At 71.2% G+C, this 25989-nt stretch carries 27 protein-coding genes and 3 tRNA genes; 14 read left to right on the top strand and 16 right to left on the bottom strand.

Going from position 1 to position 25989, the window contains the following annotated elements; translation table 11 throughout:
* Positions 1–32 precede the first annotated feature (32 nt).
* The 5 genes from ACFYXS_RS01410 (at position 33) to ACFYXS_RS01390 (ending at position 6844) form a co-directional block, all read left to right on the top strand.
* On the top strand, positions 33–1340 hold the full coding sequence (locus tag ACFYXS_RS01410) for a deoxyguanosinetriphosphate triphosphohydrolase (RefSeq protein ID WP_389242553.1): 1308 nt from the start codon (positions 33–35) through the stop codon (positions 1338–1340).
* 162 nt (positions 1341–1502) lie between these two features.
* Positions 1503–2765 carry an NAD(P)/FAD-dependent oxidoreductase gene (locus ACFYXS_RS01405; protein WP_389242551.1) on the top strand — a complete coding sequence of 421 codons (1263 nt, stop codon included), beginning with the start codon at positions 1503–1505 and terminating at the stop codon, positions 2763–2765.
* A 30-nt stretch (positions 2766–2795) separates the two neighbouring features.
* Complete coding sequence (locus ACFYXS_RS01400) at positions 2796–3248, top strand: GNAT family N-acetyltransferase (RefSeq protein WP_389242549.1); 453 nt, start codon at positions 2796–2798, stop codon at positions 3246–3248.
* A 31-nt stretch (positions 3249–3279) separates the two neighbouring features.
* A complete protein-coding gene (gene dnaG / locus ACFYXS_RS01395) occupies positions 3280–5193 on the top strand; it encodes a DNA primase (protein WP_389242547.1) in 1914 nt (637 codons plus the stop codon).
* Between the two features lie 298 nt (positions 5194–5491).
* Complete coding sequence (locus tag ACFYXS_RS01390) at positions 5492–6844, top strand: RNA polymerase sigma factor (RefSeq protein WP_389242545.1); 1353 nt, start codon at positions 5492–5494, stop codon at positions 6842–6844.
* A gap of 77 nt (positions 6845–6921) precedes the next feature.
* On the opposite strand, the gene ACFYXS_RS01385 is transcribed toward ACFYXS_RS01390, so the two are convergent.
* From ACFYXS_RS01385 to ACFYXS_RS01370, 4 genes are all read right to left on the bottom strand, one after another.
* A complete protein-coding gene (locus ACFYXS_RS01385; protein WP_389243474.1) occupies positions 6922–8829 on the bottom strand; it encodes an ABC transporter ATP-binding protein in 1908 nt (635 codons plus the stop codon).
* Positions 8830–8870: 41 nt separating this feature from the next.
* The gene (locus tag ACFYXS_RS01380; protein ID WP_389242543.1) at positions 8871–10613 is read right to left on the bottom strand and encodes an ABC transporter ATP-binding protein; all 1743 of its coding nucleotides are present in this window, start codon (positions 10611–10613) and stop codon (positions 8871–8873) included.
* A gap of 100 nt (positions 10614–10713) precedes the next feature.
* A complete protein-coding gene (locus ACFYXS_RS01375) occupies positions 10714–12168 on the bottom strand; it encodes an FGGY family carbohydrate kinase (RefSeq protein WP_389242541.1) in 1455 nt (484 codons plus the stop codon).
* Positions 12169–12231: 63 nt separating this feature from the next.
* Positions 12232–12531, bottom strand: coding sequence for a YtxH domain-containing protein (locus ACFYXS_RS01370; RefSeq protein ID WP_389242539.1), 300 nt, complete (start codon positions 12529–12531; stop codon positions 12232–12234).
* Positions 12532–12711: 180 nt separating this feature from the next.
* Between ACFYXS_RS01370 and ACFYXS_RS01365 the strand changes: the two genes are divergently transcribed.
* From ACFYXS_RS01365 to ACFYXS_RS01355, 3 genes are all read left to right on the top strand, one after another.
* Positions 12712–12784: transfer RNA gene (locus tag ACFYXS_RS01365), tRNA-Asn, on the top strand.
* A gap of 14 nt (positions 12785–12798) precedes the next feature.
* Positions 12799–12871: transfer RNA gene (locus ACFYXS_RS01360), tRNA-Asn, on the top strand.
* Between the two features lie 165 nt (positions 12872–13036).
* Positions 13037–13110: transfer RNA gene (locus tag ACFYXS_RS01355), tRNA-Ile, on the top strand.
* A gap of 341 nt (positions 13111–13451) precedes the next feature.
* Here the strand turns inward: ACFYXS_RS01355 and ACFYXS_RS01350 are convergent.
* The gene (locus ACFYXS_RS01350) at positions 13452–13973 is read right to left on the bottom strand and encodes a hypothetical protein (protein WP_389242537.1); all 522 of its coding nucleotides are present in this window, start codon (positions 13971–13973) and stop codon (positions 13452–13454) included.
* Between the two features lie 244 nt (positions 13974–14217).
* On the bottom strand, positions 14218–14400 hold the full coding sequence (locus ACFYXS_RS01345) for a hypothetical protein (RefSeq protein ID WP_389242535.1): 183 nt from the start codon (positions 14398–14400) through the stop codon (positions 14218–14220).
* 359 nt (positions 14401–14759) lie between these two features.
* On the opposite strand from ACFYXS_RS01345, the gene ACFYXS_RS01340 reads away from it, so the two are divergent.
* On the top strand, positions 14760–14996 hold the full coding sequence (locus tag ACFYXS_RS01340; protein WP_389242533.1) for a GntR family transcriptional regulator: 237 nt from the start codon (positions 14760–14762) through the stop codon (positions 14994–14996).
* Between the two features lie 86 nt (positions 14997–15082).
* On the opposite strand, the gene ACFYXS_RS01335 is transcribed toward ACFYXS_RS01340, so the two are convergent.
* The 8 genes from ACFYXS_RS01335 to ACFYXS_RS01300 form a co-directional block, all read right to left on the bottom strand.
* Positions 15083–15592, bottom strand: a complete 510-nt coding sequence (locus ACFYXS_RS01335; protein ID WP_389242531.1) for a hypothetical protein — start codon at positions 15590–15592, stop codon at positions 15083–15085.
* 217 nt (positions 15593–15809) lie between these two features.
* Positions 15810–16166, bottom strand: a complete 357-nt coding sequence (locus ACFYXS_RS01330; protein ID WP_389242529.1) for a hypothetical protein — start codon at positions 16164–16166, stop codon at positions 15810–15812.
* Between the two features lies 1 nt (position 16167).
* Positions 16168–16599 (bottom strand): hypothetical protein, encoded by a 432-nt coding sequence (locus ACFYXS_RS01325; RefSeq protein WP_389242527.1) that lies wholly within the window; start codon positions 16597–16599, stop codon positions 16168–16170.
* On the bottom strand, positions 16599–16856 hold the full coding sequence (locus tag ACFYXS_RS01320; protein WP_389242525.1) for a hypothetical protein: 258 nt from the start codon (positions 16854–16856) through the stop codon (positions 16599–16601). The genes ACFYXS_RS01325 and ACFYXS_RS01320 overlap by 1 nt, the downstream gene beginning before the upstream one ends.
* 6 nt (positions 16857–16862) lie before the next feature.
* A complete protein-coding gene (locus ACFYXS_RS01315; RefSeq protein WP_389242523.1) occupies positions 16863–17654 on the bottom strand; it encodes an N-acetylmuramoyl-L-alanine amidase in 792 nt (263 codons plus the stop codon).
* A 64-nt stretch (positions 17655–17718) separates the two neighbouring features.
* A complete protein-coding gene (locus ACFYXS_RS01310) occupies positions 17719–17970 on the bottom strand; it encodes a hypothetical protein (RefSeq protein ID WP_389242521.1) in 252 nt (83 codons plus the stop codon).
* An 8-nt stretch (positions 17971–17978) separates the two neighbouring features.
* A complete protein-coding gene (locus tag ACFYXS_RS01305; protein ID WP_389242519.1) occupies positions 17979–18446 on the bottom strand; it encodes a hypothetical protein in 468 nt (155 codons plus the stop codon).
* Complete coding sequence (locus ACFYXS_RS01300; RefSeq protein WP_389242517.1) at positions 18431–18574, bottom strand: hypothetical protein; 144 nt, start codon at positions 18572–18574, stop codon at positions 18431–18433. Before ACFYXS_RS01300 ends, ACFYXS_RS01305 begins: the two co-directional genes overlap by 16 nt.
* 139 nt (positions 18575–18713) lie before the next feature.
* Here ACFYXS_RS01300 and ACFYXS_RS01295 point away from each other — a divergent pair, with 139 nt between their 5' ends.
* From ACFYXS_RS01295 to ACFYXS_RS01285, 3 genes are all read left to right on the top strand, one after another.
* Positions 18714–18977 carry a hypothetical protein gene (locus ACFYXS_RS01295; protein ID WP_389242515.1) on the top strand — a complete coding sequence of 88 codons (264 nt, stop codon included), beginning with the start codon at positions 18714–18716 and terminating at the stop codon, positions 18975–18977.
* A 154-nt stretch (positions 18978–19131) separates the two neighbouring features.
* On the top strand, positions 19132–19500 hold the full coding sequence (locus ACFYXS_RS01290; RefSeq protein ID WP_389242513.1) for a hypothetical protein: 369 nt from the start codon (positions 19132–19134) through the stop codon (positions 19498–19500).
* A gap of 471 nt (positions 19501–19971) precedes the next feature.
* The gene (locus tag ACFYXS_RS01285) at positions 19972–20280 is read left to right on the top strand and encodes a hypothetical protein (RefSeq protein WP_389242511.1); all 309 of its coding nucleotides are present in this window, start codon (positions 19972–19974) and stop codon (positions 20278–20280) included.
* A gap of 73 nt (positions 20281–20353) precedes the next feature.
* Here ACFYXS_RS01285 and ACFYXS_RS01280 read toward each other — a convergent pair whose 3' ends face one another.
* Complete coding sequence (locus tag ACFYXS_RS01280; RefSeq protein WP_389242509.1) at positions 20354–21925, bottom strand: phospholipase C; 1572 nt, start codon at positions 21923–21925, stop codon at positions 20354–20356.
* A gap of 29 nt (positions 21926–21954) precedes the next feature.
* Positions 21955–25089 (bottom strand): hypothetical protein, encoded by a 3135-nt coding sequence (locus ACFYXS_RS01275; RefSeq protein ID WP_389242507.1) that lies wholly within the window; start codon positions 25087–25089, stop codon positions 21955–21957.
* Between the two features lie 246 nt (positions 25090–25335).
* On the opposite strand from ACFYXS_RS01275, the gene ACFYXS_RS01270 reads away from it, so the two are divergent.
* Both ACFYXS_RS01270 and ACFYXS_RS01265 read left to right on the top strand, forming a co-directional pair.
* Positions 25336–25584, top strand: coding sequence for a hypothetical protein (locus ACFYXS_RS01270; protein ID WP_389242505.1), 249 nt, complete (start codon positions 25336–25338; stop codon positions 25582–25584).
* Between the two features lie 109 nt (positions 25585–25693).
* Positions 25694–25939 carry a hypothetical protein gene (locus tag ACFYXS_RS01265; protein WP_389242503.1) on the top strand — a complete coding sequence of 82 codons (246 nt, stop codon included), beginning with the start codon at positions 25694–25696 and terminating at the stop codon, positions 25937–25939.
* Positions 25940–25989 lie beyond the last annotated feature (50 nt).

Below are 25989 nucleotides of genomic sequence, written 5' to 3'. Positions count from 1 at the left end.
GGTCCGGCGCCGGGGCCGGATACTGTCGCCGTATGCACCCGAACCACCAGGCAGCGGACGCGTACGCCCCCTACAGCGAGGCCGACACCGAACGCTTTGTGTCCGAGCCCGACAAACGGGCCGGCCGCACCTCGTTCCAGCGGGACCGCGCACGCATGCTGCACTCGGCCGGGCTGCGCAAACTCGCCGGCAAGACCCAGGTGGTGGACCCGGTCGACGACGAGCGGGCGATCAACAGCAGCCCGCGCACCCGGCTCACCCACAGCCTGGAGTGCGCCCAGGTCGGCCGGGAGCTCGGTGCCGCGCTCGGCTGCGATCCGGACCTGGTGGAGACCGCCTGCCTGGCGCACGACATCGGCCACCCGCCCTTCGGGCACAACGGCGAGATGGTCCTCGCCGAGGTCGCCGAGGACTGCGGGGGCTTCGAGGGGAACGCGCAGAGCCTGCGCATCATCACCCGTCTGGAGCCCAAGCGCTTCGCGCACGACGACGACGGCGCCCTGGTCAGCGTCGGCCTCAACCTCACCCGTGCGGCCCTGGACGCCGCCACCAAGTACCCCTGGCCCCGCGGCGGGCATCCCACGCAGCCCGGCAGCCCCAAGTTCGGGGTGTACGAGGACGACCTGCCGGTCTTCGCGTGGCTGCGCCGCACCGCCCCGGCGGACCGCCCGTACGGGCAGTGCTTCGAGGCCCAGGTCATGGACTGGGCGGACGACGTGGCGTACTCCGTGCACGACGTCGAGGACGGCCTGCACGCCGGTCACCTGGACCCGGCCGTGCTGCTCGCCGAGCCCGAGCGGCGCGAGATCTTCGCCGTGGCCGCCGCCCGCTACGCGCCGGGCGCGGCCGAGGACGAGCTCGCCGAAGCCCTGGACCGGCTGCTGGAGATGGAGTGGTGGCCGCACGGCTTCGACGGCTCCGCCATCGCGCAGGCCCGGCTGAAGGACGCCACCTCGCAGCTGATCGGCCGGTTCTGCCTGGCCGCCGAGCGCGCCACCCGGGACGCCTACGGCACCGGCCGGCTCACCCGCTACCGCGCCCAGCTGGTCGTCCCGCGCGACCAGCGGCTGGAGTGCGCGGTCCTCAAGGCGGTCGCCGACCGCTACGTCATGCAGCGCGAGGCGCAGGAGCGGCGGCGGGCCCAGCAGCGGGTGGTGATCGGCGAGCTGGCCGAGGCGCTGCTCGCGCGGGCGCCCGAGGGGCTGGACCCGCAGTTCCGCGGGATGTTCGACGCGGCCAAGGACGACCGGGCCCGCAAGCGGGCCGTCGTCGACCAGATCGCCTCGCTCACCGACTCCGCGGCGACCGCCCTGCACGCCCGGCTCACCGCCGCGCGGTGAGCCCCCGGCGGGCCCCCGGCCGCCCCCCGGAGGGCGGCCGGGAGACGCCCGCCTCGGCGCGGCACTCTTCCCGTGGGCCGTGCCGTGCGGGACGCTCACATGACTGGCAATTGCCAGAGGGAGGGCACCCGGGCACCCGAAGGACTTTCAGGGAGGCGCACAGTGGTGGACGCAGACCACACATTCGTCATCGTCGGGGCAGGACTCGCTGGAGCGAAAGCGGCCGAGACGCTTCGCTCCGAGGGGTTCACCGGCCGCGTGATACTGATCGGGGACGAGCGCGACCACCCGTACGAGCGACCGCCGCTGTCCAAGGGGTTCCTCCTGGGCAACGAGGAGCGCGACTCGGTCTTCGTCCACCCCGCGGCCTGGTACGCCGAGCACGACGTGGAGCTCCACCTCGGCCAGCCGGTCACCGGCCTGGACCGGGCCGCCAAGCGCATCACGCTGGGCGACGGCACCTCCATCCCGTACGACAAGCTGCTGCTGGCCACCGGGGCCGAGCCGCGCCGGCTGGACATCCCCGGCACCGATCTCGCGGGCGTGCACCACCTGCGCCGGCTCGCGCACGCCGAGCGGCTGAAGAACGTGCTGACCACCCTCGGCCGCGAGAACGGCCACCTGGTCATCGCCGGGGCGGGCTGGATCGGGCTCGAGGTCGCGGCGGCCGCCCGCGGCTACGGCGTCGAGGTCACCGTGGTGGAGGCACAGCCCTGCCCGTTGCACTCGGTGCTCGGCCCCGAGCTGGGCGAGGTCTTCGCGGACCTGCACCGCGAGCACGGCGTGCGGTTCCACTTCGGTGCCCGGCTGACCGAGATCACCGGCCAGGACGGCATGGTGCTGTCCGTCCTCACCGACGACGGCGAGGAGCACCCCGCCCACGACGTGCTCGCCGCCATCGGCGCCGCGCCGCGCACCGCCCTCGCCGAGGCGGCCGGGCTCGCCCTCGCCGACCGGGAGGCCGGCGGCGGCATCGCGGTCGACGCGTCGCTGCGCACCTCGGACCCCGACATCTTCGCCGCGGGCGACGTCGCCAACGCCGAACACCCGCTGCTGGGCGGCCGGTTGCGGGTCGAGCACTGGGCCAACGCGCTGAACAGCGGCCCGGTGGCGGCGCGCGCGATGCTGGGCAAGGAGGTCAGCTACGACCGCGTCCCGTACTTCTTCACCGACCAGTACGACCTGGGCATGGAGTTCTCCGGGCACGCCGCCCCGGGCACGTACGACCAGGTGCTGGCCCGCGGCGACGTCGGCAAGCGGCAGTTCATCGCCTTCTGGCTGAACGAGGGCCGGGTGCTGGCCGGGATGAACGTCAACGTGTGGGACGTCACCGACAGCATCCAGAAACTCATCCGCTCCGGCCGCCGGGTCGACGCCGAGGCGCTCTCCGATCCCACGGTGCCGCTGAACTCCCTGCTGGAATGAGTGCCCGCGCCGTCGCCTAGCATGGCCTTCATGGAGTTCCGTACCGCTGTCGTGCCCGTCGAGGAGATCTTCGATCTGCGCTGGACCGTGCTCAGGCCGGGACTCCCGCGCGAATCCGCGATCTTCATCGAGGACGGGCACCCCGCCGCGTTCCACATGGCGGGCTACGACGGCGACGGCGCCCTGGCCCCGGTCGTGACATGCGTCACGCTCTTCCCGGAGCAGCTGCCGGGGCACCACGAGGTCGCCTACCGCATCCGCGGCATGGCCACCGCCGCCGAGGCGCGCGGCCGCGGCCTGGGCTCCGCCCTGCTGGGCGCGGCCCTGGCGGAGGCCCGGGAGCGCGGGGCGGAGCTGGTCTGGTGCAACGGCCGCACCTCGGCCCGCGGCTTCTGGGAGGGCCAGGGCTTCACGGCGGTCGGCGAGGAGTTCGTGCTGCAGCCCGCGGGCCCGCACTACCTCTTCGTCGCCAAGCTGGTCTGACCCCGCGCGGGCGGCGCCGTAGAATCCCTGTGTGGCAGGGCGGATCAGGGACGAGGACGTCAAGGCGGTGCGGGACGCGGTCCCGATCGACGCCGTCGTCTCGGAGTACCTGCAGCTCAGGAACGCGGGCGGCGGCAACCTCAAGGGCCTGTGCCCGTTCCACGACGAGAAGTCCCCCTCCTTCCAGGTGAGCCCGAGCAAGGGGCTCTACCACTGCTTCGGCTGCCAGGAGGGCGGCGACACCCTCGACTTCGTGATGAAGGTCGACCACCTGTCCTTCTCCGAGGCCGTCGAGCGGCTGGCCGCCGTCGCCGGCATCACCCTGCGGTACGAGGACGGCGGCTACACACCGGGCCGCCAGCAGGGCGAGCGCATCCGCCTCATCGAGGCGCACAAGGCCGCCGCGCAGTTCTACGTGGAGCAGCTCGGCGGCGCCGAGGCCGAGATCGGCCGCACGTTCCTCGCCGAGCGCGGCTTCGACCAGGCCGCCGCCGAGCACTTCGGTGTCGGCTACGCCCCGGCCGGCTGGGACCACTTGGTGCGCTTCCTGCGCGGCAAGGGCTTCAGTGACCGTGAGCTGATCGTCTCCGGCCTGGCCAGCGAGTCCCGCCGCGGCGGGGCCATCGACCGTTTCCGCGGCCGGCTGATCTGGCCGATCCGCGACATCACCGGCGAGGTCATCGGCTTCGGCGCGCGCAGGCTCCGGGAGGACGACCAGGGGCCGAAGTACCTCAACACGCCCGAGACCCCGATCTACAAGAAGTCGCAGGTCCTGTACGGCATCGACCTGGCCAAGAAGGAGATCGCCCGCACCAGCCGGGCCGTCGTCGTCGAGGGCTACACCGATGTCATGGCCTGCCACCTCGCCGGCGTCACCACCGCCATCGCGACCTGCGGCACCTCCTTCGGCGGCGACCACATCAAGATCCTGCGCCGGCTGCTGATGGACAACGCCAACGCCGAGGTGGTCTTCACCTTCGACGGCGACGCGGCCGGCCAGAAGGCCGCCCTGCGGGCCTTCGAGGACGACCAGAAGTTCGCCGCCGAGACCTCCATCGCGATCACGCCCGGCGGCATGGACCCCTGCGACCTGCGGCTGGCCGAGGGGGACGCGGCCGTGGAGCGGCTGGTCGACTCCCGTACGCCGCTGTTCGCGTTCGCCCTGCGCTCGGCGGTGGCCCGCTACAACCTGGAGACCGCCGAGGGGCGCGCCTCCGCGCTGGAGGCGGGCGCGCCCATCGTCGCGGGCATCAAGAACTCCGCGATCCAGCACGAGTACGCCGTCCAGCTCGCCGGCATGCTGGGCATCCTCGATACCCAGTTCGTGGTGCGCCGGGTGAGTCAGCTCGCCCGCTGGCAGCGCGAACGCCGCCAGTCGGGGGCCGGCCCCGCGGGCTCCCGCACCGTACGGCCCGAGGCGGCCCCGCCGGGCCCGGCCGCGCCCGCGGGTCCGCGCGGCCCGCGGCTGGACATGCGCAGCCCGGCCCAGCGCGTCGAGCGGGAGCTGCTCAAACTGGCCCTCCAGTACCCGGAGTTGGTCTCCCCGGCCTTCGACGCCTACGGCGAGGACGAGTTCACCGCCCCCTCCTACGTCGCGGTGCGCCGCGCCATCACCGAGGCGGGCGGCGCCGAGTCCGCCGACGCGCAGTTCCTGACCCGGGTCCGCGACATCGCCCCGGACGACACCGTGCGCTCGCTGGTCACCGAACTGGCCGTGGAGCCCGTCCAGCACAAGACCCCCGAGGTCTACGCCGGCAAGATCCTCGTCGACGTACGCCGCCAGGCCGTCGCCCGCCGCCTGGCCCAGCTCAACGCCGACCACACCCGGCTCACCGCCCAGGGCCCGCGCGCCGACCAGGACCAGCTCGCGGCGATCGGCGGCGAACTGTGGGCCCTCCAGCAGTACGACCACCGCCTGCGCGAACAGGGCGCGGCCGCGCTGTAGCGGCCGCGGCCGCGCCGTACCGGGTGATCGGGCTCGGTTCCCCGGACCGTCCGGTCCGTCCTCGTGCCGAGGAAGGCGGGCACGGCCGGCCGGCCGGCATCGGCGATGCGGCGTCGGCGACGTCCATCCCGTCCCGTCCAGGCACCGTCCCGCAGGTCCACGCGCGCTGCCCGGCGGGGTCAGGGGTCCCTCCGCGCCGGGGAACCTGTGACCGGGGCGTCGCCCTCGGTCACGCCCGCCGGAAAAAGAGGCGCACGACCCTCGTGGGCTCGGTGTGCCGTACGCCACACTGGGGGCGGTGCAAGAGTCCTCGGAGCGCGGAATTCCGGGAGGCGCCGACGCCGGCGCCCAGGGAGTACCGCTGACGGCGAACTCCCGGACGGGCCGCGGCGAGGGCGCCGCTACCGTTCCGCTGTCGCGTGCCTCCGAGCCCGTGGTTGCGCTCACCGTGGAGGTCGCTCCCGTGCAGATCCCGACCCTGACGCCCCCGGCCCTCGTGACGGACGACCTGCTGGAACGGGTCCCCGAGCAGCAGCCCGCCGCCCGCCACCCGGAAGGGGCCGCCGCGCCCGGAGCGGAGGCGGCGGCCGGCGCCGGGGCGGACCCGGACCCGGACGCGGACCCGGAGGCCGACCCGGACCCGGAGGCGGCCCTGGAGCCCGATCCGGAGGCCGACCCCGACCCGGACGCGGAACCCGACGATCCGGGCCCGGTACGGCCGTTCAGGGAGGAAGTGGCGGGACCGTCCGCCGACCTGTTCCGGCAGTACCTGCGGGAGATCGGCCGCATCCCGCTGCTCACCGCCGCCGAGGAGGTCGAACTCGCCCGCCGCGTCGAGGCCGGCCTGTTCGCCGAGGAGAAGCTGAGCAGCACCCCGGACCTCGACTCGCGGCTCGCCGTGGACCTGGACCGCCTGGTCGTGCTCGGCCGGATGGCCAAGCGCCGGCTCATCGAGAGCAACCTGCGCCTCGTGGTGTCGGTGGCCAAGCGCTACGTCGGCCGCGGCCTGACCATGCTCGACCTGGTGCAGGAGGGCAACCTCGGCCTGATCCGCGCCGTGGAGAAGTTCGACTACGCCCGCGGCTACAAGTTCTCCACCTATGCGACCTGGTGGATCCGGCAGGCCATGAGCCGGGCCCTGGCCGACCAGGCCCGCACCATCCGGGTCCCGGTGCACGTCGTGGAGCTCATCAACCGGGTCGTCCGCGTCCAGCGCCGGCTGCTGCAGGAACGCGGCTACGAGCCCAGCCACGACGAGGTGGCCGCCCATCTCGACATCCCGCCCGAGCGCGTCGGCGAGGTGCTGAGGCTCGCCCAGGAACCCGTCTCCCTGCACGCCCCCGTGGGCGAGGAGGAGGACGTCGCCCTCGGCGACCTCATCGAGGACGGCGACGCCGCCTCGCCCGTGGAGTCCGCCGCCTTCCTGCTGCTGCGCGAGCACCTGGAGGCCGTCCTGTCCACGCTCGGCGAGCGCGAGCGCAAGGTCGTCCAGCTCCGCTACGGCCTTGCCGACGGACGTCCGCGCACCCTGGAGGAGATCGGCCGCATCTTCGGGGTCACCCGCGAACGCATCCGGCAGATAGAGTCCAAGACCCTCAACAAGCTCCGCGACCACGCCTTCGCCGATCAACTCCGCGGCTACCTCGACTGATCGCGGCCCCTGACGCGACGACAGGACCCCCGGCGGAGTGCTCCGCCGGGGGTCCTGGTGCTTTCACCGGGCAGCGGTCAGTCGACCTCGGCGACCGCCTGGGCGAACTGCGCCGCGTACAGGCGCGCGTAGGCGCCGTCCTTGAGCAACAGCTCGTCGTGGGTGCCCTGTTCGACGATGTCACCGTCCTCCATGACGAGGATGACGTCCGCGTCGCGGATCGTGGAGAGCCGGTGGGCGATCACGAAGCTGGTGCGGCCGTGGCTGAGCTGGGCCATCGCCCGCTGGATCAGCACCTCGGTGCGGGTGTCGACGGAACTGGTCGCCTCGTCGAGGACGAGGATGACCGGATCGGACAGGAACGCCCGCGCGATGGTGATCAACTGCTTCTCGCCGGCGCTGACGCCCGTGCCCTCGTCGTCGATGACGGTGTCGTAGCCGTCCGGGAGGGTGCGGATGAAGCGGTCGGCGTGCGCGGCGCGCGCGGCCTCCTCGATCTGCTCGCGGGTGCTGCCGTCGGTGCCGTACGCGATGTTCTCCGCGATCGTGCCGCCGAACAGCCAGGTGTCCTGGAGCACCATGCCGATCCCGGACCGCAGTTCCTCCCGCGAGATGGTCGCGATGTCGGTGCCGTCGAGCGTGATCCGGCCGCCGGTGACCTCGTAGAACCGCATGAGCAGGTTGACCAGGGTGGTCTTGCCCGCCCCCGTCGGGCCGACGATGGCCACCGTGTGGCCGGGCTCGACGGCCAGCGACAGGTCGTCGATCAGGGGCTTGTCGGGCTCGTACCGGAAGGCGACGTCCTCGAAGCGGACCTCTCCGCGCAGGTCCTTGCGCAGGCTGAGCGTCTTCGGCTCCGCGCTCTGCTCCTGCGCGTCGAGGAGTTCGAAGACCCGCTCGGCCGACGCCACACCGGACTGCACCAGGTTGGACATGCTGGCCACCTGGGTCAGCGGCTGGCTGAACTGCCGGGAGTACTGGATGAACGCCTGCACGTCACCGATGGACAGCGCGCCGCTGGCGACCCGCAGGCCGCCGACGACCGCCACGAGGATGTAGTTGATGTTGCCGATGAACATCATCGCGGGCTGGATGATCCCGGAGATGAACTGCGCCCGGAACCCCGACTCGTAGAGCGCCTCGTTCTGCTCCCGGAACGCCTCCGCCGACTCCTCCTGGCGGCCGAAGACCTTCACCAGGGTGTGCCCGGTGTACATCTCCTCGATGTGGGCGTTGAGCTTGCCCGTGGTCCGCCACTGCGCGACGAACTGGGGCTGCGCGCGCTTGCCGACGGCGGTGGCGACGACCACCGACAGCGGCACCGTGACCAGGGCCACCAGGGCCAGCAGCCACGAGATGGAGAACATCATCGCGAGCACGCCCACGATCGACAGCAGCGCGAAGATGATCTGGCCCAGCGTCTGCTGCATCGTCTGGCCGATGTTGTCGATGTCGTTGGTGGCCCGGCTCAGCACCTCGCCGCGCGGCTGCTGGTCGAAGTACGACAGCGGCAGCCGGGCCAGCTTCGCCTCGACGTCGCGGCGCAGCCGGTAGATCGAGCGCTGGATGATCCGGGTGGCCAGCCGGCCCTGGACGATGGAGAAGACCGCGGCCGTCGCGTAGACCGCGACCGCGATCAGCAGCACATGGCCCACCGCGCCGAAGTCGATGCCGTGCCCGGGGGTGAAGTCGATGGACTGCAGCAGGTCGGCGACGGTGTCGTTGCCCTGCTGCCGCAGGTGCGCGATGGCCGTGGCCTTGTCCGTGCCGGCGGGTATGGACCGGCCGATCACGCCCGCGAAGATCAGGTCGGTGGCACGGCCCAGGATGCGGGGGCCGAGGACGTTGAGGCCGACACCCAGCGTCGTGCACGCCAGCATCGCGTACAGCAGGGTGCGTTCGGGGCGCATCAGCCCCAGCAGGCGTTTGCCCGAGCCCTTGAAGTCCATGGACCGCTCGGTGGGCTGGCCGCCCATGAAGCGCATCGGTCCCGCCGGCAGCGGCCCCCGGCGGGGGGTGGGGACGCTCACGCGGCCTCCTTCTCGGTGAGCTGGGAGAGCACGATCTCCCGGTACGTCGGATTGCCGTCCATCAGCTCGTGGTGGGTGCCGGTCCCCACGACCCGGCCCTCGTCGAGGACGACGATGCGGTCGGCGTCGCGGATGGTGCTGACCCGCTGGGCGACGATCACGACCGTGGCCTGCGCGGTCTGCCGGGCCAGCGCGCGCCGCAGGGCGGCGTCGGTGGCGTAGTCCAGCGCCGAGAAGGAGTCGTCGAAGAGGTAGAGGCGCGGCTTGCGGACCAGCGCCCTGGCGATCGCCAGGCGCTGCCGCTGACCGCCGGAGACATTGGTGCCGCCCTGCGCGATGGGGGCGTCGAGCCCGGAGCCTTCCTCGCTCAGCCGCTCCACGAAGTCCCGCGCCTGCGCGATCTCCAGGGCCTGCCACAGCTCCTCGTCGGTCGCCTCCGGGTTGCCGTAGCGGAGGTTGGAGGCGACGGTGCCGGAGAAGAGGTACGGCTTCTGCGGGACGAGGGCGACGGTCTCGGCGAGGTCCACCGGGTCCAGTTCGCGGACGTCGACCCCGTCGATCAGCACCTGGCCGCCCGTGGCGTCGAACAGCCGCGGCACCAGCCCCAGCAGGGTGCTCTTGCCGCTGCCGGTGGAGCCGATGACGGCCGTGGTCTCACCGGGCCGGGCGATCAGGTCGACGGCGTGCAGCACCTCGGCCTCGGCGCCCGGGTACTTGAAGTCCGCGCCGCGCAGCTCCAGCTCGCCGCGGCGCACCGGCAGCCGCACGGGCTGCTCGGGCGGCACGACGCTGGTCTCGGTGCCCAGCACGTCCTCGATGCGCTCGGCGCAGACCTCCGCGCGGGGCACCATCATCACCATGAAGGTCGCCATCATGATCGACATCAGGATCTGCATCAGATAGCTGATGAAGGCGGTGAGCGCGCCGATCTGCATGCCCCCGCTGTCGATGCGGTGCGCGCCGAACCACAGGACGGCGACGCTGGTGAGGTTCACCACGGCCATCGCGATGGGGAACATCAGCGTCATCGTCCGCCCCGCGCGCAGCGAGACGTCGGTCAGCTCGTCGTTGGCCCTGCCGAAGCGCTGCTGCTCGAAGTCGTCCTTGACGAAGGCCCGGATGACCCGGATGCCGGTGATCTGCTCGCGCAGCACGCGGTTGACCGTGTCCAGCCGCTGCTGCATCGAGCGGAACAGGGGGCGCAGCGTCCGTACGAGCAGCACGATCAGCACCGCCAGCACGGGCACGACCGCCAGCAGCAGGGAGGACAGCGGCACGTCCTGGCCGAGCGCCATGATGATGCCGCCGAAGCACATGATCGGCGCCGTGACCATCAGCGTGAAGGTCATCAGCACCAGCATCTGGACCTGCTGCACGTCGTTGGTCGAGCGGGTGATCAGCGACGGGGCGCCGAACTGTCCGACCTCGCGTGCGGAGAAGCGCTGCACCCGGTCGAAGACCGAGGCGCGGATGTCCCGGCCCACGGCCATGGACGTACGGGCGCCGAAGTAGGTGGCGCCGACGGAGCAGGCGAGCTGCGCGAGGGTGACGGCGACCATGATGCCGCCGAGCTGCAGGATGTAGCCCGTGTCCCCCTTCACGACGCCGTTGTCGATGATGTCGGCGTTGAGCGTGGGCAAGTAGAGCATGGCGATGGTCGCCACGAGCTGGAGGACCACGAGCACGGCTATGGAACGCCGGTACGGGCCCAGGTGGGAGCGGAGGAGTCGGATCAGCACGACCGCTGACCCTATAGTCCGAAGGTTGCCACAGGCACCCGATTTACCGGGGCATTCCTCACACCCGGGCAGACTCTGACGCACGCGCGTGCGCCGGGTGTCAGCCCGCGAACGCCCCCGGATGCGTCTGCTCACGCACCGCGACGAACTGCTGCCGCACCGAGTGCCCGATCGCCCCGTCGTCCGGCCCGGCGTCGACGACCGCGTACTCCGCCTGCTGCCAGTACGGGGGCTGCTCGGGCGATCCCTTGCCCTCCGCCACCGCCAGCGCCCAGGCCGCCTGCCGGGCCGCGCCCAGCGCCGCGTACTCCGCCGGCGGCGGGATCACGATCTGCGCGCCCAGCAGTGCCGGGGCCATCGACCGCACCGCCGGGAGATCACCCGCGGGGCCCAGAAGGAAGATCCGGCGCACCTCCACACCCCGCCCGCGCAGCATGTCGAGCGCGTCCGCGAGCCCGCACAGCATGCCCTCGAAGGCCGCCCGCGCCAGGTGTTCCGGCTTCATGCTCTCGCGCCGCAGCCCGGTGAGGGTGCCCGCGGTGTGCGGCAGGTCGGGGGTGCGCTCGCCCTCCAGATAGGGGAGCAGCACCAGCCCGTACGAACCCGGGGTCGAGCGCAGCGCCAGCTCCGACAGCCCCGCGAGGTCGGTGCCCAGCAGATCGGCGGTGCCGCGCAGCACCCGTACGGCGTTGCGCGTGTGCAGCATCGGCAGATGGCGTCCGGTCGCGTCCGCGAAGGAGGTGATCGTGCCCGACGGGTCGTTCAGCGCCTGGTGGTGCACCGCGAAGACGGTGCCGGCGGCGCCCAGCGACACCACGGCGTCGCCCGGCCCGACGCCCAGCCCGAGCGCGGCCGCCATGTTGTCCCCGGTGCCGGCCGAGATCAGCAGCCCCTCAGGGGTGCGCCCGGCGGGCTGGGCGGGCGCCAGCACCTCGGGCAGCGCCACCTGGTGGCCGAGCGCCCGCTCCACGATGTCGGTGCGGTACCGGCCGGTCGCCGCCGACCAGTAGCCGGTGCCGGAGGCCTCGCCGCGGTCGGTCGTCCGCCGCTGCGGCCGGCCCATCAGCTGCCAGACCAGCCAGTCGTGGGGGAGCAGCACCTCGGCGGTGCGCTGGGCCGCGGCCGGCTCGTGCTGCGCCATCCAGCGCAGCTTCGCCACCGGGTACGCCGCCTGCGGCACCGCCCCGACCGCCTCCGCCCAGCCGGCCTGGCCGCCCAGTTCCTCGGTGAGGTCGGCGGCCTGTATCTGCGCCCGCTTGTCGTTCCGCAGCAGCGCGGGCCGCACCAGCACGCCGCCCGCGTCCAGCGGCAGCAGACCGTGCTGCTGCCCCGACACGCCGATGGCCTGAACGTTCTCCAGCATCCCGCTCTTGGCCGCCTCGCCGAGCGACAGCAGCCACGCCTCGGGGTCGATCTCCGTCAGCGCCCCGGCGCCCTCCGCCCCCTGCGCCGGATGCGGGGCATGGCTCTGCCGGAGCACGGCCCCGCTGTCCGCGTCGCACACGACCACGGTCGTGCCGGCGCTCGAGCTGTCGATCCCCGCCACAATCCCCATGCGTCGCATCATGCCGTACTTGACGCGCACACAGGACAACCGGGCGCAGCCGGTCCCGTGCGGTCAGGTGTTGCTGGTGCCCCAGTCGTCCTGGGCCCTGCCGTTGCCCGCGCGCAGCCGGCGCACCCGGTCGGCCACCGCGGGCGGCAGCCGGTCGCCGACCTTGGCCGACACCGCGTCCACGGCCTTCACGGCGGCCTCGCGCCCGGTCTGGCCCGCGGTCTCCACGGTGTTCCGCACCGCGGGGTTCTGGGCGATCCGCTGCGCGCTCTTGCGCAACTGCTCGTAGCGCTCGCGGCCGGCCCGCGCCCCGAGCACGTACCCGACGGCGACCCCACTGATGAACGTCAGTCGGTAGCGCATGGCTCCACCCTCTCCTCGGACCTCGGGGGCTGTGCTCCGCGCCTACCCGCTGTGGCCTGCGGACAACCACGGCGTTACCGGTTGGCGGAGCACCCCCCACCTTGCGCTAATGTATGTGTCGCAGCGAGCGCACGCCGTCCGGGATGCCGGAAACGGGTGCATTCGGTGCAAGCGGAGCGATCCCCTGTAGCTCAATTGGCAGAGCAGCCGGCTGTTAACCGGCAGGTTACTGGTTCGAGTCCAGTCGGGGGAGCTCGCGCAAGTCTTTCCCCTGTAGCTCAATTGGCAGAGCAGCCGACTGTTAATCGGCAGGTTACTGGTTCGAGTCCAGTCGGGGGAGCGCTGATCAAGGACTCCTTCGGGGGTCCTTTTTCGTGTGCGGGAACCGATCACCGGGTGATCGAGGTCTCCCAGGTGGTGCGTCTGTGACCCGCGAGGGCGACAGATCGTATGAGCAGCTATGCTGCGGCAGACGGCGTGCACGACACGTGAAGGCGCGCCGTACGGGGCGGTAGCTCAGCCGGTTAGAGCAGCGGACTCATAATCCGCCGGTCGTGGGTTCGAGTCCCACCCGCCCCACCCTGGGCGGCAGGTCGGCAATCCAGCCGGCCTGCGCCGTTGGGTAAGCCGTGGCGTTGGCCGTCCACTTGGGACGGCCGCAGAGATCGTTGGCTGGCCCGCTGCTGGCCCGAAGTGCAAACGATCACGGCCAACTGGACTGTGAAGCCACCTGCATGGCCAAGGCCCCACCGCCGTAAGGGTGATGGGGAAGTCGCGGTTCCCTGACCGGACATGACGAGGCCCCCACCGCCCGTCAAAGATCGGTGGGAGCCTCGGGCGCGTCCGCGGCTCCTCGTACCCGAAACGGAAGGGCCCTCGCTCTCTATGGGAGTGAGGGCCCTCGTCACGTCGTGGAGTGGTCAGTTGTGTGTGCCGTTCCACTCCCATCGATCCAGCTCGATGCCGGACTGGCCCCAGGGGGCGGAGTAGACGGCATCACCGTTGGCCGAGGTGCGCAGGGAGTTCTCCCACAACCCGGCATTGACCGAGAGTTCGTTGTTGTCGCCTCTCCACAGCTGCCCGGAGTTGTTGAAGATGGCATCGCAGGGGCTCGTCCAGACGGCGTTCGTGCTGGTCTTGAAGTCCGTGGTGAGGCACCGTTCGTCGTTGCGGTACCAGGTCTTCAGTTGACGGTAGGTGAGGCCACTGCGGGGGTCAGTGAGTGAATCGCCCCAGTACCAGGCGACGGTTGATCCGCTGCAGGGACCCGACCAGACGTTGCTGGTCGTGTCGGAGTAGGTGAGGCAGTTGCCCTCGTAGACGTTCTGGTACACCCATCGGGTCGTCGTCGCGGACGCGGTGGACATCGAGCCCGTGATTGCGAGCAGGAGGGCGGCGAGTCCAATGGGCACGGTCAGGCGCAGGGTCTTCAGAGATTTCATGATCGCGAGGATTGGGGGTCGAAGCGTTCACCATGCGAACGGAACATGAACATGCCGCGTCTCGGTGGTCAGGCTCTCGACATGCCCGCGTCAGAGAATGGCTTCCGGGATGTCGGAGGTCCGCCCCTGCCTGCGCTGCCACCCCGAGCACGACCGGACAGGGCGAGGCCCCCACCGCAGTCGTGAGCGGTGGGGGCCTCGTGCCGTCCGTCCCGTGGTGCTTGCCGTCGGGCGGCCGGCAGTCTCAGGAGGGTGCGGTCCAGCGGGGCGCCGGGGCGCGGCTGACGCACGCGGCCGCGTCGGCGCAGACGACGAGGATGCCGCCGGGGCTGGAGCCGGTCTCCACCAAGTACGAGACGCCGTTCTCGGTGAACTTCTGGCAGCGGGCGCAGGTGCCTTCGATGCGCTCGTGCTCCCGGGGGATCACCGTGCGCTCCCGTGGCACGCGCAGCCGCAGCGGCGCGACAGAACGATGCGCGGCTCGGCCGGCATGTGATGGTCCTCCAGGCGGCGGCACCCGCGGTGCAGGTCCTCGTAGCCCGGGCGCTTCGCCAGCTCGCAGTGTTCGGACAGGGGCCGTGCGGGCGCTGTCGCCCTGTCGGTCGTCCCGGTAGCGTTGGGCATGTCGACTCCTCTGCAGTCGGCCACGCCCTCGGGGACCGTCGCCACGGTCCGCCGGGGGCTTTCTCGTACCCCCACCTTAGGCAACCTGTACACCCCTGTAGATGGCTGTGTATGCCTAGGCGTGTCTATGACCGGGTGTGTGCAGTTACGTACAGTCCGATCGTGATCGAATACGACCCGACCCGGCCGAAGTGGGAGCAGATCGCCGAGGTGCTCCGCGAGCGCATCACGACCGGCGCCCTGCCGCCCCGCTCCCTCGTGTCCGAGGTGCAGCTGGAGTCCGAGTTCGGCGTGGCCCGCGGCACCATCCGCAAGGTCACCGCCGCGCTGCGCGAGGAAGGGCTGATCACGACCACCCCGGGCATGGGCTCGTTCGTAGCCGAGCCGACCGACGCCTGACCCCGAACGCACGAAAGCGCCCCCGCCGTCCCGAAGGACAGCGGGGGCGCTTCGTGGCCACTACGCCACGTCGTTACTCACGCGGACTAATTCATCCTCTGCTTCATCCAGATGTCGAAGCCACTCGGCAGCCCGTCCTTGTAGCCCACCACCACGCGGGTGTTAGGGGCGTCGAGGAAAGTGAGAGAGCCGCCCTGCAGCGATGCTATCGGGGTCTCGCTGAGGGTGCTGACCCACCACAACCTACTCGTCCAGTCCTCGCATGTGCCGGACTTGGCGTCCTCCCCCAGGTTGGTGGGGGCGACCAGGCAATCTCCCGTCCACCTGTTCACGAGCCGCCTGCCGTCCTCGCTCCAGCTGCTGTTGATCCAGTACCACTGCTGGGCCGTGCCTCCATCGCAGTCAGCCATACGGATAACGCCGCTGGAAAACTCCGTCAAGCACCTTGCCTGCACACGGGTGGCATCTTCGAACGCCCAGTAGATCGGCCCGGCGGCGGCCTGCTGGGTGGTGGCCGAAGCCGTCTGGACGCTGGTGGCCGTGGTGCCGAGCATGGCCAGGGCCAGTGCAGCAACCGCGAGGATGCGCTTACGCATACGAAGGTCCCCCTTGATCTCGATGAGTGATCGGGAGCCAGACTGGCCCGCATGATCAAACACTGCGGTGTCGCACAGGGAACGGAATCCTGAACGCCGGGTTGCCGAGTGGTCTCCGTTGGTACGCGCCGATACCAAGCACACAAAGTCGGTAGACGCCCCTGAACAGGCGAAAGCGCCCCCGCCGTCCCGAAGGACAGCGGGGGCGCTGCGATGTTCAGACTCCGACGTCGTGCAAGTACGGGCGCACCTCGTCAGGTATCGGCTGCGGGGGCGTGGGGGGCTCGAGGCCGGAGACCCTGATGTAGCCGACCATGTCGCGGATCCAGCCGGCCAGATACCGGATCGTGAAGTCCTGGGTGGTGATGCGGGCCTGCTGCTGCTCGGACTCCGCTTCGAGGTCGGTGATGCGGGCGCCCTGCCGGGTGATCTCCTTCTCCATGCGGTCCGTGAACACGGTGAAGTCGTCGCGCCGCCGCTGGTCTCGCGGCTGACGCCGCCCCACCACGACCGTGATGGCGTCGCCGGCGGCCGTGACGACGGCGACCCCCAAGGCGCTTGCGGCAGTCAGCATTTCAGGGCTCACGGCGGCCCTCCGTTCTACCGCGGCTGGGCTCGGGCCAGCCGACGGCAACCAGGCACACCAGGCCGAACGCGCCGAAGATCGCGGCAGCGACCCAGCCGCGGGGGTTGTCGTGCAGCGGCCACCAGGACGCCAGGTAGGACAGGGCCCATGGCGTGCTGACGGCCCATACGGCGAGGAAGCCGGGCCAGTCCCTGTCCTGCCCGAGCCACGCGGCGACGAGGGCGATGGCGCCCGCGGTGATCCAGGCCCAGGCCCAGCCGGTGATGGGCATGAGGTGCAGGGCGAGGCGTAGGCCGCGGGTGTCGGGTATGGGTGCGGCCAGTTGGGCGTAGCCGTAGAGCAGGGCGATCAGGCCCTTGAGGCTGAGCATGGTGCCGCGGCGGCCCAGCCACCTGGCGAGCCGCCGGGCCGCCGCGCGCATCACGCGTCCTTGGTGAGCGAGGCGCTGTTCTTGTCGCCGAAGGCACGGGCGAGCATGCCCTTGACGAGGGAGCCTGCGGCCGCGATACCGGCGGCGCCCATGGTCTCCCAGAAGGAGGCGTGGAACATGTCCGCGGGGCCGGCCGCGATGGCGACGCCACCGGCGGCGACGACGGCGGTGGACAGGACGCGCTCGGCGACGTCGCGGCCGTAGGTCGCGGCGGTCTTACCGAGGGCGGGGAAGTTCGGGGCGGTCATGGATCCTCACTTCGTTTCGAGGGCAGCGATGCCCTTGCCCTGGTCGGCGACGGTCTTCTCCAGGGCGGAGAGCCGCTGTTCGGTGGTCGGCTTGGGGGCCGGCGGCGTCGGGGGCTTCGGCGCGGGTGGGGTCGTGACGGGCGGGGACCACGACGCGGGGTGCTTGAGCCGCTCGGCGACGTCCATGCGGAACTGGCCCATGGAGAACGTGAACTTGCCGCGGGTGCCGTAGCCCTCGACGGGCCCCTTGGGGTCCGGCTTGCCCTCGACGCTGGTCTCCAGGTGGCCGGCGCACGACTCGGCTGACCAGCCGTAGTGGCGGCAGATCGCCGCGTTGATACGGACCCGGGCGTCGTACTGGGCGCGCGGGTACACGTCCTTGCTGTCGCCGCGGTTCTCGGTCTCGATGCCGATCGCGACATCGTTGCCGTCGATCGTGCCGGTGGACTTGGACGGCGTCGGGTGCGAGGTCTTCTCGTTGAGGAACGAGGTGTACGCGTTCACGGCCATGAGCCCGGCGTGGTTCGCGCGGCCGGCGCTGCACATCGTGGCGAGGCCGCTCTTGGCCAGGTGGATGTGGGCGAGCGGTGCGGGCAGGTCGGGGCGGCCGTTGTTTGCCACCAGGGCGAGGGAGTCTGTTCCGCCCGTGTGGTGGTTGAGGATCATGTGGATCGGGCCGAACGGCTTGCCGGTCGCCTGGTCACGCTCGCGGGTGCGCCAGCCGGGGTACTCGGCCGTCTTCACGCCTTCGGCCTTGAGTATGGCGAGCAGCTTATCGGGGGTAGGAGGTGTGGCCACTGGTGCCCTCCAGGGCATGCGAAAGCCCCCGGCCATCGGCTCGGGGGCGTGGGGTAGGGCGGGGTCAGGGTGCTGGGGGCGACAGGTCGATCTGTGTCTCGGCGGCGATGACGGCGTAGATGGATCGGACCTTGGCCAGCGGTACCGCCAGGGTGTTGGCGAACGCCAGGACCGCGGCCTGCATCAGGTCCGGAGCGATTCCCCCGGTGCCGCTGATGAGGATCTCGGAGATGCTCTCGGAGCCGTCGTCGATCCGTACTCGGAACGCCGGGCGGCTGGCGTCTCCGAGGTCCATCAGGATCTGTGTGCTGGACACAGCTCTCCTTACGAGGCGGTTTGGTAGGTGAGGGATCCGCGGAGCACCGCGCCGTTGGCCCAGATCTCCGGCCCCGTCGGTGAGGCGTTCGCGGCGCGGGTGTTGGTCGCAGTGGCCGGGAAGATCACGTTGGCGCCGCTGGAGTTGGAGCCGAGGGTGACCACGCCGAACCAGCCGTCTGTGAGACCGAAGCGGGCCGCCCCCATCGAGACCAGGCCCGAGGATGCCGATGTGAAGGGCACGCCGATGATGTAGCTGCCGGAGCCATAGGTCGTGGTGGAGCCGGTGCTCAGCTGGAACTGCACGTGGCAGGTACGGCCGACCTTCATGTACAGGCCGGTGATCGTGCCGTTGCCCAGGGACGGGTTGGAGGTCGCTGTCCAGGTCGGGGTGTACGAGGTCCAGGCCGCGAGCATCGAGCCGATCTGATCGCGGATCTCCTGGTTGAGGAGGACGGCGGTCACGACCTCGCCCACGACCCAATCAGAGTGCCAACCATGACTGCGAGCGCGATCCACGGGATCACCGGCCAGCCCTTGACCAGACTGACCAGGAACACCAACAGCGCGCCAACGAACATCCCGGCGCCGACGTTGCCCTTCATCGTGACCCCCTCGTTCGAAGCGACCACGGTAGGGCGGACCAGCCAGTGTGACGAGGTATGTCACGGCACTGTCATAACCTCGCGTACCCGGACACCCCCTGCCACAGTGGCCCAACACCTACGCCACAGGGGGCGACCCATGGGATTCATCAACAACGCCAAGGCCGGTTCGGCAGGCGCTGAGGCCAAGAAGGCTCGCGAGAACGGGCAGCGCGTCCTCGCCTACAAGTTCATCGAGGCCAACAAGAACTCCATGGCAACGGGCCCGATGGCCGGCATCGCCGAGCGGATCGAGGCCATCGAAGCCGAAGGCTGGACGCTGTACAACATGGCCGCAGGCGAAGGTAAGGCCCTCGGCGGCGAACGCATCGCCGTCATCTGTCTGTTCCGCCTCGGCGCCTGACACAACACCGACCCGGCCCGGCCGACGCAACGAGCAAGGCCGGGCTGTTGTCGCGCGATCAGGCAGCCACACATCACGGAACCGTCACACAGCAGACGCACAGCCCCCAACCTGCGCATGATGCCCCCTCGATCACACATCCCTGGGGGATTTCTTGCGCATCCGTACAGCCGCCGTAGCGGGCGCCCTGCTCCTCGCCCCACTCCTCACCGCCTGCGGGACCCGTAGCGGCGCACCCATCAGCGGGGACGCCACCACAGTCGCCGCAGCCACGTGCGAGGGCATTGTCAAGGGCCGCCTCAAGTCGCCAGACACAGCAGAGTTCCCCGGCCTCACGAGCGAGGACCACGCCAAGACCACCACACTCCACGACACCAAGCCGTGGAAGTACAAGGTCACCGGCGTCGTCGACAGCCAGAACAGCTCCGGCACCAAGGTCCGCAGCGACTACGTCTGCACCATCTCCAGCAACGACAACCTGCAGATGTGGCACCTGGACGACATGCAGATCGCGGAGCGATAGGCCTGCACCCCCACCCCGGCCCGGTCCACGCCATGAGCGAGGCCGGGCCGTCGCGTGCCCGGAGGATGCCATGGATCACACCTGGGACCTGCAGAACGACCTCGTCGAGCTCCCGCCCATCGACGGCTGGCACAACTACGAGAACGCCGGCACCGCGGGCTTCAGGTCATCGTGATGAGCGCCCATTTGTTCTGGGTGGCCTGGGACCACGGGCGGGACGCCGTTCGCTCCACGTCCGGCAACAAGCCCTGATCCCGGACGCACGAAAACGCCCCCGCCATCCCGAAGGACAGCGCGTACCCGGCGGCAACGTCGCCCAGGGCCGCGGCGGTGCGGCCGACGCCGCTGGCACGGACATTTCGCGGGACATGTCCGACCGGTCAGGCCGGTGAGGGCAAGGTGGACGCGTCGCGCGGGCGGTGGCATGATCACGCGCGGGTCCGGCGTGGGGCCGGGGTGCAGGGGGGAATCATGGAGCTCTACTGGGACGTAGCTCTCGTTGTGATCGGATCGCTTTACGCCGCCTCGGGTGTGGCGGCGATCACCCGTGGCTGGGTGTTCCCCTGGAGCCGGCGCCATGTGGGCCGCCTGCGGCTCTACGGTGGGGGGCAGTTGGTACTTGCCTTCGCCCTCTGCTGGCAGGGGCTCTTCGGCACGGTGATCGGCGACCCGGACGCCCGATCGACGGGATCAGTGATCGGCAGCGTGACCGTGGTGGCCGCCCTCTTCGTGATCAACCGCGGTTACGGCGACGGGCGACGGAGCGGCGGGGCGTCGTAGGCGGCGGTGACGGCGCAGGGCCGCCCGCTGGTGGCGGGCGGCCCTGGGCTTCGGGGGGCTCAGCGGGTGGCGGTCAGTTCCGCTGTTCCTGTCCGGGCAGGGTCTGCGTGCCGCCCGGGCGGGACGGCATGGGCAGCTTCGCGGCCGTGGCCTGCGCGGCCAGGTTGGCCGCCGCCGTGTCGGCCTCGAACTGCGGGTTGCTCGGAGCCGGCTTGTTCTCGTAGAGGTGCAGGGCCCCGGTGAAGTCGCCGAAGGTCCTGCGCCGCCACTTGCTGATCGGCGTGAAGGTGACGGGCCCGTTGCCGGACAGGCCGCCGGCGGCGGTGATCGCCTCGATGAACTGCAGTCCGGAGGTGTGGTCGGTGACCCCGGAGAAGATCCGGCCGCCCACGGTCCACGGGGACACGATGATGCACGGCACCCGGAACCCGGCGCCGACCGGCAGGCCACCGCCCGGGGTGCCCTTCGGGGAGGGCAGGTGCACGAACTCCTCGGGGTACTTGTCGGAGTGCGGGACGGGCGGCGGGACGTGGTCGAAGAAGCCGTCGTTCTCGTCGTAGTTCAGCACGAACACGGTCGAGTTCCACAGCTCCTCGTTGGAGGCGAGCGCCTCCAGCTTGGACGCCAGGTACTGCGCCCCCGCCGCGGGGAGGTTCGGCGGGTGCTCGTCGGCCTCGCTCGGCATGAACAGCCAGGAGACGTCCGGGAGCACTCCGTTGGCGCAGTCCTCCTCGAACGCCAGCGCCGGGTCGGCCGCCGGGGTCGGGCTGACCGGGTTGCCGATCATGCCGGGCGTGCCGTCGCCGTACAGCGTGCCGCCGGTCATCACGGAGTTGTACAGGTCGACGGGCAGCTTCGTCTTGTCCTGGAAGTTGGCGAACCAGGAGAACACGTTGAACCCGCTGGTCGCGCCGGAGAAGTAGGTCTTCACGCTGTACCCCGCGTCGTGCAGGATCTCCGCTGCCGACGGGTGGGTCAGCGGGTTGGGCGTGACGGTCTCCAGCACGGGACCGCCGAACCTGCCTTCCGGGTCGTTGGTGCCGGACATCCACACCAGCCGGTTGGGGTCCGTCGGGCCCAGGATCGAGCAGTGGTAGTTGTCTAGCAGGGTGAACGACTCGGCGAGCGCCCAGTGGAAGGGGATGTCCTCCCGGGTGAAGTAGCCCATGGTGTACGAGCCGTTGACCGCGCCGTCCGAGGCGATGTGGGTGGTCAGCCAGCCGTCCATCGCGCCCTGGTTCCACGAGGCGTGCTGGTCCCGCCAGTCGTGGGACAGCGACGGGATCGCGGCGGCACCGGTGGTGAGGGTGGACATGTGGAACGGTTCCAGGTACCCGTCGGGGTTGGCCGGGTCGGGCTGCTGGAAGACCGAGTTGCCGTTCGGCAGCGTGATCGCGGTCGGGTCGCCGAAGCCGCGGGCGCCGGGGTAGGTGCCGAAGTAGTGGTCGAACGACCGGTTCTCCATCATCACGTACACGACGTGCTTGATCTGGGAGAGGGTCCCCTTGGCCGGCGCGGCGGTCGCCGCCCGGGCGAGGTTCTCCGGCAGCACGCCGGCCACGCCGGCGGCGCCCGCCAGGGCCGCCGCGCCGGTGACGAAGCGGCGGCGGGACATGATCGAGCGGGATGAAGCGGTGTTGCTCATCGTCTCTCTTCTTCGTTTCGTGGGCCGGGTCAGGACTGGCCGGGGGCCACCGGGCCCGCGATGTCGCCGGACCGGGCGACGCCGATTACCTGCGCGATCGCGCTGTTGCGCGTGTCGGCGATGTACAGGAGGTTCGTGGAACGGTCGACCGTGACCGCGTACGGGGTGTTGAGCTTCGAGGCGGTCGGTGCCGCGCCGCTGCTCTCCCCGCCCGGGGCGGCCGCGGAGTTCACCACGGTGGTGATGGTCCCGTCCGGGGTGATCCGGCGGATCGCGTGGTTGAAGGTGTCCGCGACGAACAGGTCGCCCGCGCCGTCCACGGCGACGCCCTGCGGGTCGTTCAGCCGTGCCGAGGTCGCGGGGCCGCCGTCGCCGGAGAACCCGCCGAGGCCGTCGTGGGCCTGGCCGGCGGCGTGGTCGCCCGCCACGGTGGTGATGGCCCGGGTCCCGGCGTCCACCCGGCGGACCACGTTGTTGGCCGAGTCGGCGATGTACAGATTGCCCCGGACGTCCACCGCGAGCCCGGTCGGCTGGTTCAGCAGTGCCGCGGTCGCCGGGCCGCCGTCACCGGCGTACCCGGCCTCGCCGGTTCCGATGACCTGGACGATGTTCCGTTTCGGGGACACCTCGAGCACCCGGTTGTTGCGCGTGTCGGCGATGAAGACGTCGTCCGCCGCGTCGACCGCCACCGCGGTGGGGCCGTTCAGCTGGGACGCCCGGGCGTTGGCGCCCAGCGCGCTGCCCGCCGTGTTGTTGCCGGCGAAGCGGTCGATCTCGCCGTCGTCCGCGGTGATCTCGCGGACCACGTTGTCGCCGGTGTCCGCGATGAGGAGGTCGCCGTCGGACTCCACCGCGGTGCCGGCGGGCTGGTACAGCGTCGCCTGGTCGGCCTGGTGGTGGTCGCCGTTCTCGCCGTAGCCCTCCAGGGAGCCCGCGACGATCGTGGTGCCGCCGTTGCGCAGCTCCGCCACGACGTTGTCGCCGGTGTTCGACACGTACAGCGAGTCGCCGTCCGCGGACACGCCCGCCGGGCGGAACAGGGAGCCCGGAGTGACGTTGGGGACGACGGCTCCGGTGCCGGGGTCGACGTGGGTGCCGGGAACGTCGCCCACCGCGGAGTAGGGCATCGTCTGGAGGATCGGGCCCGGCGGTGTCGCGCTGGACCCGATGGTGAGGTTCAGGTTGTCGGCGGTGCCGTCGCTGTTGGCGCCGCTGCTGACGCCCACCGTGGCGACCGTGACGACGATCTTCTCGGTGCGGACCGGGATCGTGCCGTACCAGGCCTGGTGGATCAGGCTGGAGACGTTGTTGCGCTGGGCGGCGGTGACCGGGCCGATGACGCCGGAGCCGAGGGTGGCGCCCTTGGCGTCCTGGAACCTGGCGGTGACGGTCGCGTAGTCGCCCTGCGTCGAGTAGCCGCCGAGGTCACCGGAGAGCCGGAACGGCCGGCCGCCGGCGCCGAGCGCGGCGACGTCGATCGACTGGGTGCCGGTGGTGGAGATGCCCGGAATGGAGACGGTGCTGGGGTTGGTGCCGCCGTAGAAGACCCGGCCGCCGGTCACGCCGGGGTAGGTCGAGGTCCTCGACTCCTGGGTGCCGTCCGGCGGGTTGAGCGGGGAGGCGCTGGTCCAGCAGTCGGCGATCGTCTGGTCGTCGCCCAGCGGGGCGCCCAGCGCGGTCGCGGCAATCCAGTCCTCGGCGCCGGGGTTGGCGATCAGGTTGGTGTCGAGGGCCGGGGTGACCTTGTCGGAGGCCGGGCAGGGGGCGGCCCAGCTCTGGCCGACCGCCTTCTGGCCGATCGTCAGATTCAGGTTGTCCGCCGTGCCGTCGCTGTTGGCGCCGCTGCTGACGGCGACCGTGATGACCGTGACGCGGATCCTCTCGGTGCCGGCCGGGATCGTGCCGTACGTGCCGTCCGGCAGCAGGCCCGAGGCGTTGCCGCGCTGGGCCGCGGTGGCCGGGCCGATGCCGGCCGTGCCGAGGCTCGCGCCGTCGGCGCCCTCGAACGTGGCGACCACCTGTGCGTAGTCGGTCTGCGTCGAGAAGCCGCCCACGTCGCCGGTCAGCTTGAACGGCTTGTCGTCGGCGTCCAGCGAGCTGACGTCGATGAGCTGCGTGCCGGTGGTGACCACGCCCGCGACCTGGACGGTGCCGGGGTTGGTGCCGCCGTAGAAGACCCGGCCGCCGGTCACGCCGGGGTAGGTCGAGGTCCTCGACTCCTGGGTGCCGTCAGGGGCGTTCAGCGGGGAGGCGCTGGTCCAGCAGTCGGCGATCGTCTGGTCGTCGCCCGAGGGGGCGCCCAGTTCCGTCGCCGCGGTCCAGTCCTCGGCGCCGGGGTTGGCGATCAGGTTGGTGTCGAGGGCGGGGGTGACCTTGTCGGACGCAGGGCAGGGGGCGGCCCAGCTCTGGCCGGTGCCGTTCGCGGCGAACGTCAGGTTCAGGTTGTCGGCGCGTCCGTCGATGCCGTAGCCGGAACTGACGCCGGTCGACGCCACCGTGACCAGGACCTTCTCGGTGCCGGCCGGGACTGTGCCGACCATCGCCTCCGGGACGAGGCTGGTGACGTTGCCGCGCTGCGCGGCGTTGACCGGGCCGATGGCCGCGGAACCGAGGGCGGTGCCCTTGGCGTCCTCGAACGCGGCGGTGACGGTCGCGTAGTCGGTCTGCGTCGTGTAGCCGCCGATCGCGCCGGTCAGCGTGAACGACTTGCCGCCCGCGTCCAGCGCGCCTACGTCGATCAGCTGGGTGGCCGTGGTGGTGACGCCCACGATCGAGACCTGCGGGGAGTCGTAGTCGTAACCGCCGTAGAAGGTACGGCTCCCGGTCTGGCCGGGGACCGACGACGGCAGGGACGCGAGGACGGCCCCCGGCGCCTTCATGGGGGAGGCGGCCTCCCAGCAGTCGGGCACGTACTGCGTGTCGCCCTCAGGCGCGCCGAGTTCGGTGACCGCGGTCCAGTCCTCGGCGCCGGGGTTGGCGATCAGGTTGCTGTTCAGGGCCGGGGCCACCACGTCCGCCGCCGGACAGGCGGCGGAGTAGCTCTGGCCGATGGTGGCCGCGGACGCGGGTCCGCCCACGACGTCGGCCCCGGCGAGGCCGATGACTGTGAGGGCCGCGGCGACGGCCGCCACGGCCTTCCAGCGGGCCTTCGGATGAGAAATCATGCGCGTCATTGATGTATGGAGCAACAGACGTCAACCGGACCACTTCTGTCCAGATGGCGGACCGGACGTGAACACTCGTCAGGCACACGACGAAATTTGCCTCCCCTTGGGAATTCCCGCACGTCCAGGCGGTGCGACGCGCGGTTCGACCACCCCTGCGGCCCACGTCGGGCTCCACCGCGAGGGCGTGGCGCGGCGTGCTTCCTCCGCGCGTCCGGTTCTGTACGGGGACGTTGGAGTGCGGCGATGAAATCGACGCCGTGGGCCGTTGCCGCCGCCGCTACGGGCGTGTTCGCACCGGCCGTTGTCGTGGCTGTCGTCGTGCGGATCGCCCAGGGCGATTTCGCCGCGGTCGTCATGCCGTCCGTGCCCATCACGGTGGCGCTGCCGGTCGGGCTCGGTTTCGGTGCACGGGCCGCCTGGCGCAAGGCCCTGGGCCGGGAGAGCGCTCAGCCCGTCGCCGGCGAACGGGCGTGGCAGGTTCGGGCGAAGTAGCGCCGCGCGCGGGGGGTTTGCTCGGGTGGGGCACCGCCGCGCCGCGGGCCGGGACGGCGGCAGCACCCTCGTGATCGACACCGTCGGCGGGCTGGCTAGGGTGCGCGGCATGAAATCCGTTCCCTGGACCCTTGCCGCCACCGTGATCAGTGTCATGGCACTGTCGAGCATCGCGGGCATCGTCGTCACCCTGAGCAGGGGGGTGTCGATCCAGACCGTCTGGGCGCTGCCCTTCTCCCTGGCCTGGCTGGTCGGGCTCGGCTTCGCGTCCCGGACCGCGTGGCGCAAGGCCCTGGGCCGCGACAAGGAGCTGCCCGCCGGTACTTCGCAGGGCTGGGAGGCCGGAGACCGCTGACCGGAGCGCGCGGTGGGCGGCTCCCCGGCGCACCCGGGGGAGCCGCCCGC

Origin of the sequence: Streptomyces sp. NPDC002574 (assembly GCF_042889545.1) — a bacterium.
Lineage (GTDB): Bacteria > Actinomycetota > Actinomycetes > Streptomycetales > Streptomycetaceae > Actinacidiphila.
Note: the sequence above shows the minus strand (reverse complement) of the source record. Positions and strands in the feature narration are given on the sequence as shown.

Bases quoted from the DNA above. Each gene is read 5' to 3' on its own strand.
- ACFYXS_RS01410 (WP_389242553.1), top strand. From the start codon at position 33: ATGCACCCGAACCACCAGGCAGCGGACGCGTACGCCCCCTACAGCGAG.
- ACFYXS_RS01400 (WP_389242549.1), top strand. From the start codon at position 2,796: ATGGAGTTCCGTACCGCTGTCGTGCCCGTCGAGGAGATCTTCGATCTG.
- ACFYXS_RS01385 (WP_389243474.1), bottom strand. From the start codon at position 8,829: ATGCGCTTCATGGGCGGCCAGCCCACCGAGCGGTCCATGGACTTCAAG.
- ACFYXS_RS01375 (WP_389242541.1), bottom strand. From the start codon at position 12,168: ATGGGGATTGTGGCGGGGATCGACAGCTCGAGCGCCGGCACGACCGTG.
- ACFYXS_RS01370 (WP_389242539.1), bottom strand. From the start codon at position 12,531: ATGCGCTACCGACTGACGTTCATCAGTGGGGTCGCCGTCGGGTACGTG.
- ACFYXS_RS01350 (WP_389242537.1), bottom strand. From the start codon at position 13,973: ATGAAATCTCTGAAGACCCTGCGCCTGACCGTGCCCATTGGACTCGCC.
- ACFYXS_RS01335 (WP_389242531.1), bottom strand. From the start codon at position 15,592: ATGCGTAAGCGCATCCTCGCGGTTGCTGCACTGGCCCTGGCCATGCTC.
- ACFYXS_RS01330 (WP_389242529.1), bottom strand. From the start codon at position 16,166: ATGCTGACTGCCGCAAGCGCCTTGGGGGTCGCCGTCGTCACGGCCGCC.
- ACFYXS_RS01325 (WP_389242527.1), bottom strand. From the start codon at position 16,599: ATGCGCGCGGCGGCCCGGCGGCTCGCCAGGTGGCTGGGCCGCCGCGGC.
- ACFYXS_RS01320 (WP_389242525.1), bottom strand. From the start codon at position 16,856: ATGACCGCCCCGAACTTCCCCGCCCTCGGTAAGACCGCCGCGACCTAC.
- ACFYXS_RS01300 (WP_389242517.1), bottom strand. From the start codon at position 18,574: ATGAAGGGCAACGTCGGCGCCGGGATGTTCGTTGGCGCGCTGTTGGTG.
- ACFYXS_RS01295 (WP_389242515.1), top strand. From the start codon at position 18,714: ATGGGATTCATCAACAACGCCAAGGCCGGTTCGGCAGGCGCTGAGGCC.
- ACFYXS_RS01285 (WP_389242511.1), top strand. From the start codon at position 19,972: ATGGAGCTCTACTGGGACGTAGCTCTCGTTGTGATCGGATCGCTTTAC.
- ACFYXS_RS01280 (WP_389242509.1), bottom strand. From the start codon at position 21,925: ATGAGCAACACCGCTTCATCCCGCTCGATCATGTCCCGCCGCCGCTTC.
- ACFYXS_RS01275 (WP_389242507.1), bottom strand. From the start codon at position 25,089: ATGATTTCTCATCCGAAGGCCCGCTGGAAGGCCGTGGCGGCCGTCGCC.
- ACFYXS_RS01270 (WP_389242505.1), top strand. From the start codon at position 25,336: ATGAAATCGACGCCGTGGGCCGTTGCCGCCGCCGCTACGGGCGTGTTC.
- ACFYXS_RS01265 (WP_389242503.1), top strand. From the start codon at position 25,694: ATGAAATCCGTTCCCTGGACCCTTGCCGCCACCGTGATCAGTGTCATG.